This window comes from Marinobacter gelidimuriae, assembly GCF_000372805.1.
GTDB lineage: Bacteria > Pseudomonadota > Gammaproteobacteria > Pseudomonadales > Oleiphilaceae > Marinobacter > Marinobacter gelidimuriae.
The window spans coordinates 1-7,956 of record NZ_KB889946.1; the positions used below are offsets into that span (position 1 = coordinate 1).

Below are 7,956 nucleotides of genomic sequence, written 5' to 3' on the forward strand. Positions count from 1 at the left end.
AGTCCACATTGGTTTGTCGGTTGTTCCTGTCTGTATTCCATGCAGCCACTTTAGTTCGCATCTTTTCAATACAATCAATTCGTCCTGCAAGACATTGTCGTTTCAAAACACTGAGTTCTATCTCTGCAATGTTCAGCCAACTCCCATGTTTTGGAGTGTAATGTATCTCAAGCNGGTCAGCCAAACGTTTGGCTTTTTCAGGTGGGAANGCCGTGTATAACGAAGCCATATTGTGTGTATTCAAATTGTCCATAATAAAAATAACTTTTCCCGCATCTGGGTAACGCTCTTCCAGCATTTCCTTGGTAAAAAAGGCCCAGTCAATTCGCTTTCGTGTTGTAGTAATTTTTACTTTCCGCCGCCCTCTGATGGTTGAGAATGAGTATAGCAAAATGCTATTAATTGCGAACTATTAAGATGTACAGTGTACTAGTAGCGATTAACCACTTACTGCTGTTGCGGTTGCTTCGCGCTTGCTCGCCAGCCAGTTAGCAGAAATGACAAACATCATCACCACTACACCGGCAATTTCAGTCATCAGATTGGGGTAAAACACACCAAAAATTGCCCCGGTAATAGCCAAACGAGGCAGCCACGACATCCTGGTAAACAGATACCCTTCCAAGGCTGCAGCAAAGGCCCCTAATGCCAGAATGGCAATGACTGCGTTCCAAGCCACCAAAAGCACGGGGCCGCCCATGATGATTTCTGGATTAAAGACCATAAACAGCGGAATCAAGTAAAGCCCTTTGGCAAACTTCCACGCCTGGAAGCTCGTTTCCATCGGTTTACTGCCCGCAATGGCCGCCCCGGCAAATCCTGCCAAGGCTATTGGCGGCGTTACGTTGGAGTCTTGGGAGTACCAAAACACCACCAAGTGCGCGACCAAAAGCGGCACACCGAACTCAGCCGTCAATGCAGGCCCAACAAGCACAATCAATACGATATAGCTGGCGGTGACAGGCAGCCCCATACCAAGAACCAGGCTGGCCAACAACACCATCACCAAGGCTAAGACAAGGTTGCCGCCAGAGAAGGCCAGCATCATGGCGGAGAATTTCAGACCTAAGCCGGTCAAGCCCACCACCCCGACGATAATCCCAGCGACCGCGCACGCCATAGACACCGCCACCGCGTTGCGCGCACCTAGCTCTAAGCCTTCTACCAGTTTAGCCAAACCCGCACGCATAATATCTTTGACGGCTGTAACGGTCACCGGTTTCCCCTGCCAGGGCGCCAGGACAAAAAACCACACTGAGTAACGCAACACGGCTACCGCCACTATTGTCACCACCGCGTAGAAACCCACCCGCATCGGCGACATACTCATCGCCAGCAGCCAAACCAGCATGGCTAGCGGAAGCAGGAAGTGCCAGCCATCTTTCATTACCTGATGCATTTGCGGCAGTTCTTCTTTGGGCAGCCCTTGCATACCCTGCTTAAGGGCAATGATGTGCACAAACAGATAAACCGTGGCGAAATACATAATCGCGGGCAGAATACTGACTTTGACAATATCCAAGTACGGCGTACGGGTGTACTCAGCAATCAGGAAGGCGCCCGCGCCCATCAACGGCGGCATAATCTGCCCGCCGGTAGAGGCCGCCGCTTCGATCCCGCCCGCCTGTTTGGGCTGATAGCCCAGCCGCTTCATCAGTGGAATGGTAAAGGCACCCGTGGTGACCACGTTGGCCATCGCACTGCCGGAAATAGACCCCATACCCGCCGAGGCTAACACCGCCGCCTTGGCTGGCCCGCCGCGCTGGCGACCGGTGGCTGCATAGGCCATATCAATAAAGAATTTACCGGCACCGGTGCACTCCAGGAAGGCCCCAAACAGTACAAAAATAAAGATATAGGTAGCCGCTACACCGAGCGGCAGGCCAAAGATACCCTCTTGCCCCAGATAGAGCTGACCGGCGACACGATCAATGGTATAGCCCCGATGCTCCAGAATACCCGGCATCCATTCGCCCAGCCACGGCAGCTCACCTCGCGGGCCGGCAAACGCGTACACAATTGCCAACAGGCCAATCACGGTCATACCGAAACCCACCGCACGGCGACTGGCTTCTAACACGGTCACCGTGGCGATACAGCCGACCAGAATATCGGTGCTGTTCCAAAAACCCGCACGGCTGAAAATCTCGTCCAAATTGAGGACTAAATAGCCGCCCGTCAGCACTGCACCGGCTAAAAATATCACGTCCAGGCCCCATCCCATTACCCCGCGTTTACGGGTTGGGCCGAAGGCTGGAAACATTAAAAACGCCAGCACCATGATGAGTGCCAGGTGAATGCTGCGCTGATAAAAAAGTCCTAAGGGCTGAATACCCGCGGAATAGAGTTGGAACAGGGAAAGACCCACCGCCACAATGGTGATGGCCCACAACACCGTGCGGGGTTGAATCACATTTTCCCTCGGCATTATGGTCGGCGGTTGTTTGGATTCGTTCATGAAGTCCTCGTCAGACGTTGTCTGGCTTACTTATAATTCACGCTGGGCGGTGCGGGTTTGATAAGTTGAACAGTAACGCGTTGCCCCGAAGCATGGTCGCTCAGACTCACTTCCCGACGGTGATCGCCTACCAGCCATACCACGCGATGATTCACGGCCTCAGCGCCCACACGCAAAACGTATCGATTATTGGGGACTGGTTCGTCAATTGCATTGATCCAGTAGCCGCCTTTTCCGTCGGAGACTTGCTCACCCCGCCCTACCGTATGCCCTAAGCCCGCCGCAAAATCAGGTTGGTGGCTACGTTCTAACTGCATCACACCAGCAACGTTTTGATAGCAGTCCAGAACGGTGAACCCTTTCACCGAGTGGTTCCACTCAATACACCAACGCATTCCGGGCGGAACGGCGATATCGACCAACATTTCACCATGCTCGGTAACGACTTGCAGGCGGTCAGGGGAAACCTCCGGAGCGGGGGAAGCCCCCGCTCCGGCCAGTGGTAAGCAAATCATCAACAGGGCTGTCAGCCAGCGCTTGGCTAACGCCAAACGTGACCCAACCGTGCCGCGTTGTCTTTGCATGGCCATTTAACCATCCAAGGTTTAGAGACGCAGACGATCGGGAATCGTAGCTCCAACCTCTTCAAAGTAACGCAGTGCACCTGGATGCAGCGGCACCGGCGTGGAATCCATGGTGAATTTTACGGTGGTGTCGTTCGCCGCAGGGTGAACAGCAATCAGCTCATCCGTATTTTCAAACAGCAATTTGGTCAACTGATAAGCCAGTTCTTCGTCCATATCAGCATTAACGACGAGCACATTGGGAATGCCAATGGTCTGAACAGCTTCATCCATACCCTCATACATACCTGCTGCCAGCTCGTACGGCGAAAAGACCGCAACTTCTTCCCGGGCATTGGCGACCTCTTCATCAGAGAGGCTAATCAGGCGAATGTCGCGTGTGGCGGCAAGGTTGAGAATGGAGCTGGTCGGCGGGCCTACGCTCCAGAAACCAGCGTCGATATCACCGTCGCGAATCGCATTGGCGGTTTCATTGAAGTTAAAACGCTGCGGCGTGAAATCGCTGTAGCTAATGCCATTCGCTTCCAGTATCGCCCGCACATTGAGCTCGGTGCCGCTGCCCGGTGCGCCCACTGACACGCGCTTACCTTCCAGATCCGCAATAGACTTAATATCCGATTCCGCCAGAGTCACCAACTGCACAGCATTGGGGTAAACCGAGGCCAGCGCACGGATGTTCTCGATCTGGCGATCTTCAAAATTATCAGTGCCGGTATACGCTTGATAGACCGTGTCTGCCAGTGCAAGCGCAAGATCCGCATCGCCGCGCATGATCAGACCCATATTTTCAACCGAGGCGCCGGTTACTTCAGCCGTCGCCTTTGCGCCTTCGATATGATTATTGATCATTTCGGCGAAGCCACCGCCGATAGGATAGTAAACGCCGCCGGTGCCGCCGGTAGCGATCGAGAGTTGTTGTGCGCTCAAGGGGAGCGCAACAGCCAGCATGGATACGGCAACTGCATATTTTAGAATTCGCATGAACGTTTCCTCCGCCCTATTGGACTTATAGTTATGATTGACGATAAAGGAGGTTTTAACTCCCCAGCTTCTGTTTGCCATCAACGGGCACGTAGAAACAACGATTGAGAAACTAGCACGTATTGGGTGCCGATGTCTCGTAACAACAGATCGCCCTATTATTCAAAAGATCAGGAAATAATAACCGCGATGGCGCCCAACCAAACAATAAAAGGACTCTGTGATGAAACTCGCGTTTACCCTTCCCCTGCTCATCGGTTCGCTAGCGATGCTATCCGGCTGCAGCACCACCAATACCATGGCTAATGAAAACCAAACGGCGACCACCGAAAACAGCCAAACGTTGGTTCAGCTTGGCCCCCGGCCTTACTTCCTGATCAATGACATGGATGCCGGTGCACTGAAAAACACGCTGCAGGCTTGTGAAACAAAGCTGTTGGCACCGTCAGATTTCTCTATTGCCCACCGGGGAGCGCCGCTGCAGGTTCCTGAACATACCCGCGAATCCTATGTTGCTGCCGCCAGAATGGGAGCCGGAATTGTCGAATGCGACGTCGCCTTCACCAAAGACCGGGAATTAGTCTGCCGTCACGCCCAGAATGATCTGCACACCACCACCAACATCGTGGCCGTGCCGCAGTTGAACGCCAAATGCACCCAGCCCTTTGTGCCCGCCGATCCGGCCACCGGCACACCGGCCCGGGCTGAATGCCGCACCAGCGACATTACACTGACTGAATTCAAATCACTCAGGGGCAAAATGGATGCCCTTGACCCTGAAGCCACCACACCCGAAGCGTATCTTGGCGGCACCGCCAATTGGCGCACGGACCTGTATTCAACTCGGGGCACCCTGTTGAGTCATCGCGAAAGTATCGAACTGTTCAAGGAGCTCGGCGTCAAGTTCACTCCGGAACTGAAAACACCGGTGGTTGATATGCCTTTTGAAGGAGATTACTCGCAACAGGGCTATTCACAACAAGATTACGCCCGCCAGATGATTAATGAATACATCGAGGCCGGAGTCAGCCCAGAGGACGTATGGCCACAGTCCTTCCTGCTGGATGACGTTATCTTCTGGGTCAATCAGATGCCCGAATTTGGTCGCCAGGCCGTATTTTTGGATCAGAAACCAAACGAGCCGAACAACGTATCAATGGCGTACATGGAAGATTTAGCCCAGCAGGGAGTTCCCATTCTGGCACCCGCGCTCTGGAAAATGCTGACTCTGGACGACAACCAAAAAATTGTACCGTCAGAGTACGCAATCAACGCCAAAGCTGCAGGCCTTGACCTGATTGCCTGGACAGTAGAGCGCAGCGGGCCGCTCAATAACGACGGTGGCTGGTACCACCAGACCATCACCGATGCCATTAACAACGATGGCGACACCTTTACGGTGATTGATGTGCTGGCTCTGGATGTGGGTGTAATCGGGATCTTCTCAGACTGGCCTGCAACTACAACCTACTACGCCAACTGTATGGGGCTTTAAGCGCGGTTCACGGGTTGGATTAAAGGAACACCATCATCGATAGCGTGGACGACACCCGGAATATGGTTCGGTTGCTGCCATTTATGGGCTGGGCCTTCATGCTAGATCGTGGGCAAGCCTTGCATGGTCGATGGATGCAAACACCAGAAGACACCGAATTATTGTTTTGGAATCGAATCGGTCAAATCGATTTTGTATATTTTGGTTTGCTTATTACCTAAAACGATTGGAACCCATCGAATTGTTGGCTTAAGTTGCCAGCCTGCGCTATATTCTATGCATACGCATCGAATATAGGTTTTGTGATGAAAATGACCGTGTCTGGCGTTGTGCAGGCTGGAATGCTTGTCCGGGCAGTGCGAAAAAGCCAGTCCCTGAGGCAAGATGACCTGGCAGGAAGTGCCGGTGTCGGTCACGTCTTCGTGCGTGATGCTGAGCGAGGTAAGGAGACCATCGAATTCGGTCGTTTTCTACGCTTGCTCGACGAATTAGGAATCCGCGTGACGTTCGACATACCCGAGTCGGCTTTGCCGCAATACGAACAACTGAAAGCAACGGGAATGAAGCCACTCCCACCTCGCGAAAGAAAACGAGAAGCAGAGGATTCAAGCCCAATCTCATCGGGCCGTAAAACATGAGAAGCCTGGTGGTTTATCACAACGGAGCAACGGTAGGCGTCCTGTCTGAGCAAGAAAACATCTGGGAATTTTCATACGCTGACGACTGGTTGTCATTCGTGGATGGGTTCGATCTTTCTCCGGCACTATCTAGAGATGAAAAAACCATCAAAGATGGCTCATCGACGCGCCCTGTCCAGTGGTACTTTGACAACCTTCTGCCAGAAGAGACTTTGCGCCAGGTCGTCGCAAAAGAAGCAGGGCTGAAGTGGGAAGATTCCTTTGGTCTTTTGGAGTACTACGGCGCCGAGTCTGCCGGCGCTCTGGTTTTACTCGAACACGAATGTTCGTTAGATCTTCCAACTGGGCGCAGAAGGCTGACCAACGACCAGCTGAGTCAACGAATCAGGAACCTTCCCAGATCTTCTCTACAGAAAGACTCTCCAAAGCGGATGTCGCTGGCCGGCGCTCAACACAAGATGTTGATCGTTCTGGACGGGGACGAAATCTATGAGCCGGAAGCGGGTACGCCGTCCACACATATTCTGAAGCCCAATCATCCGGGGCCAGACTATCCAGCCTCAGTAATGAATGAATATTTTATTATGCGGCTTGCTCGGGAAATGAAGCTGGATGTCCCTGATGTCAGCATGCGTTATGTGCCCGAACCTGTGTACATCATTGAGCGGTTTGATCGGTGGTCCGATGCGGCGGGTGTGGTTCATCGCATTCACGTGATCGACACTTGCCAACTCTTAAACAGAGACAGGGCCTTCAAATACACCGGCGCAAATACAGAGTCCCTCAATAGAGCGATTTTAAAATGCCGAGGCAAAGCTGTTGCCCGTTTGGAGTTATTCCGTTGGTTGATTTTTAATGTTCTGACGGGCAACGGTGACAATCATCTGAAAAACATATCGTTCATTGTTGATCGGGAGGGCATTCGTGTGGCCCCCGCTTATGATCTTTTGGCGACAGCTGTTTATGAGACGAGAGCCCTTGCCTCAGAAAATGCACGATGGCCGTCATCTGAACTGGCGCTTCAAATCAGTGACGACTCCAAGAGCTTCGGTGCAGTCACTTTCAAAGATCTGGTAAGTGCCGGTCTGGCACTGGGGTTGGTGAAGGGTACAGTGTCGCGGGAAATTACCCGTCAGCTTGATACCATCCTTCCAACTGCCCACAACCTTTATAAAAGGATTTGTGAGGAACATGGGAAATTGGTTGAGAAGTCGCCAGATCCGGCTGAGGCCAAAAAGAACTGGGGCATCGAGCAGAAGCTAATTCTATCTATCCTGCATATCATCCTAAACGACATGGAACACAGTCTTCGCGCCAGTATTGACGTCTAAGCCCTGAAAAATAGTTGTCACACAGATTTTCTGCTACGCCAGACAAAAAAAGCAGATCAGTGAGTCACTGATCTGCTTTTTTTTACTATATGGTAGCGGGAGCAGGATTCGAACCTACGACCTTCGGGTTATGAGCCCGACGAGCTACCAGACTGCTCCATCCCGCATCAAACTGGTATTGGTGAGGTGCTTTTCAAAATCGCCTCAATCAATGTGCGCGTATACTAATACCCGGCCGGCGGGTTGTCAACGCCTTACCTGATTACTTACGTTAATCAGCCACGCTGCCGCCATTCTGGCCTATACTGATGTTATATACAGTACAGGAGGCAATCTCATGGCACGTAACCCAATCCAGTTCCAGCCCGGCCTGTCGTTGCCGGCTTTTCTCAAGCAATACGGCACAGAAGCACAGTGCCAGGAAGCCCTTTTCCAGCACCGCTGGCCCAAGGGATTTGTGTGCCCTGAC

At 52.4% G+C, this 7,956-nt stretch carries 8 protein-coding genes and 1 tRNA gene; 4 read left to right on the forward strand and 5 right to left on the reverse strand.

Annotation, left to right across the window (positions count from 1 at the left end; translation table 11 throughout):
* The 4 genes from A3OI_RS20820 to A3OI_RS0117900 form a co-directional block, all read right to left on the reverse strand.
* On the reverse strand, positions 1-391 hold a 391-nt coding region (locus A3OI_RS20820), incomplete at its 3' end, for a transposase (protein ID WP_177313733.1).
* Positions 392-439: 48 nt separating this feature from the next.
* On the reverse strand, positions 440-2,458 hold the full coding sequence (locus A3OI_RS0117890; protein ID WP_018405583.1) for a TRAP transporter permease: 2,019 nt from the start codon (positions 2,456-2,458) through the stop codon (positions 440-442).
* 26 nt (positions 2,459-2,484) lie between these two features.
* Entirely contained in the window at positions 2,485-3,048 is a 564-nt protein-coding gene (locus A3OI_RS0117895; RefSeq protein ID WP_018405584.1) for a DUF1850 domain-containing protein, read from the reverse strand.
* 15 nt (positions 3,049-3,063) lie between these two features.
* A complete protein-coding gene (locus A3OI_RS0117900) occupies positions 3,064-4,104 on the reverse strand; it encodes a TAXI family TRAP transporter solute-binding subunit (RefSeq protein WP_228703033.1) in 1,041 nt (346 codons plus the stop codon).
* Positions 4,105-4,246: 142 nt separating this feature from the next.
* Here A3OI_RS0117900 and A3OI_RS0117905 point away from each other — a divergent pair, with 142 nt between their 5' ends.
* The 3 genes from A3OI_RS0117905 (at position 4,247) to A3OI_RS0117920 (ending at position 7,487) form a co-directional block, all read left to right on the forward strand.
* Entirely contained in the window at positions 4,247-5,518 is a 1,272-nt protein-coding gene (locus A3OI_RS0117905; RefSeq protein ID WP_018405586.1) for a glycerophosphodiester phosphodiesterase family protein, read from the forward strand.
* A 305-nt stretch (positions 5,519-5,823) separates the two neighbouring features.
* Positions 5,824-6,156 (forward strand): helix-turn-helix domain-containing protein, encoded by a 333-nt coding sequence (locus A3OI_RS0117915; protein WP_018405588.1) that lies wholly within the window; start codon positions 5,824-5,826, stop codon positions 6,154-6,156.
* Entirely contained in the window at positions 6,153-7,487 is a 1,335-nt protein-coding gene (locus tag A3OI_RS0117920; RefSeq protein WP_018405589.1) for a HipA domain-containing protein, read from the forward strand. Before A3OI_RS0117915 ends, A3OI_RS0117920 begins: the two co-directional genes overlap by 4 nt.
* 90 nt (positions 7,488-7,577) lie before the next feature.
* Here A3OI_RS0117920 and A3OI_RS0117925 read toward each other — a convergent pair.
* Positions 7,578-7,654, reverse strand: a tRNA-Met gene (locus A3OI_RS0117925).
* 170 nt (positions 7,655-7,824) lie between these two features.
* Here A3OI_RS0117925 and A3OI_RS22425 point away from each other — a divergent pair.
* Positions 7,825-7,956, forward strand: a 132-nt coding sequence (locus A3OI_RS22425) for a transposase (protein ID WP_018405590.1), incomplete at its 3' end; no start/stop codon positions are given.

Coding starts and splice junctions, on each gene's coding strand:
- A3OI_RS0117890 (WP_018405583.1), bottom strand. CDS start 2,458: ATGAACGAATCCAAACAACCGCCGACCATAATGCCGAGGGAAAATGTG.
- A3OI_RS0117895 (WP_018405584.1), bottom strand. CDS start 3,048: ATGGCCATGCAAAGACAACGCGGCACGGTTGGGTCACGTTTGGCGTTA.
- A3OI_RS0117900 (WP_228703033.1), bottom strand. CDS start 4,104: ATGGCAAACAGAAGCTGGGGAGTTAAAACCTCCTTTATCGTCAATCAT.
- A3OI_RS0117905 (WP_018405586.1), top strand. CDS start 4,247: ATGAAACTCGCGTTTACCCTTCCCCTGCTCATCGGTTCGCTAGCGATG.
- A3OI_RS0117915 (WP_018405588.1), top strand. CDS start 5,824: ATGAAAATGACCGTGTCTGGCGTTGTGCAGGCTGGAATGCTTGTCCGG.
- A3OI_RS0117920 (WP_018405589.1), top strand. CDS start 6,153: ATGAGAAGCCTGGTGGTTTATCACAACGGAGCAACGGTAGGCGTCCTG.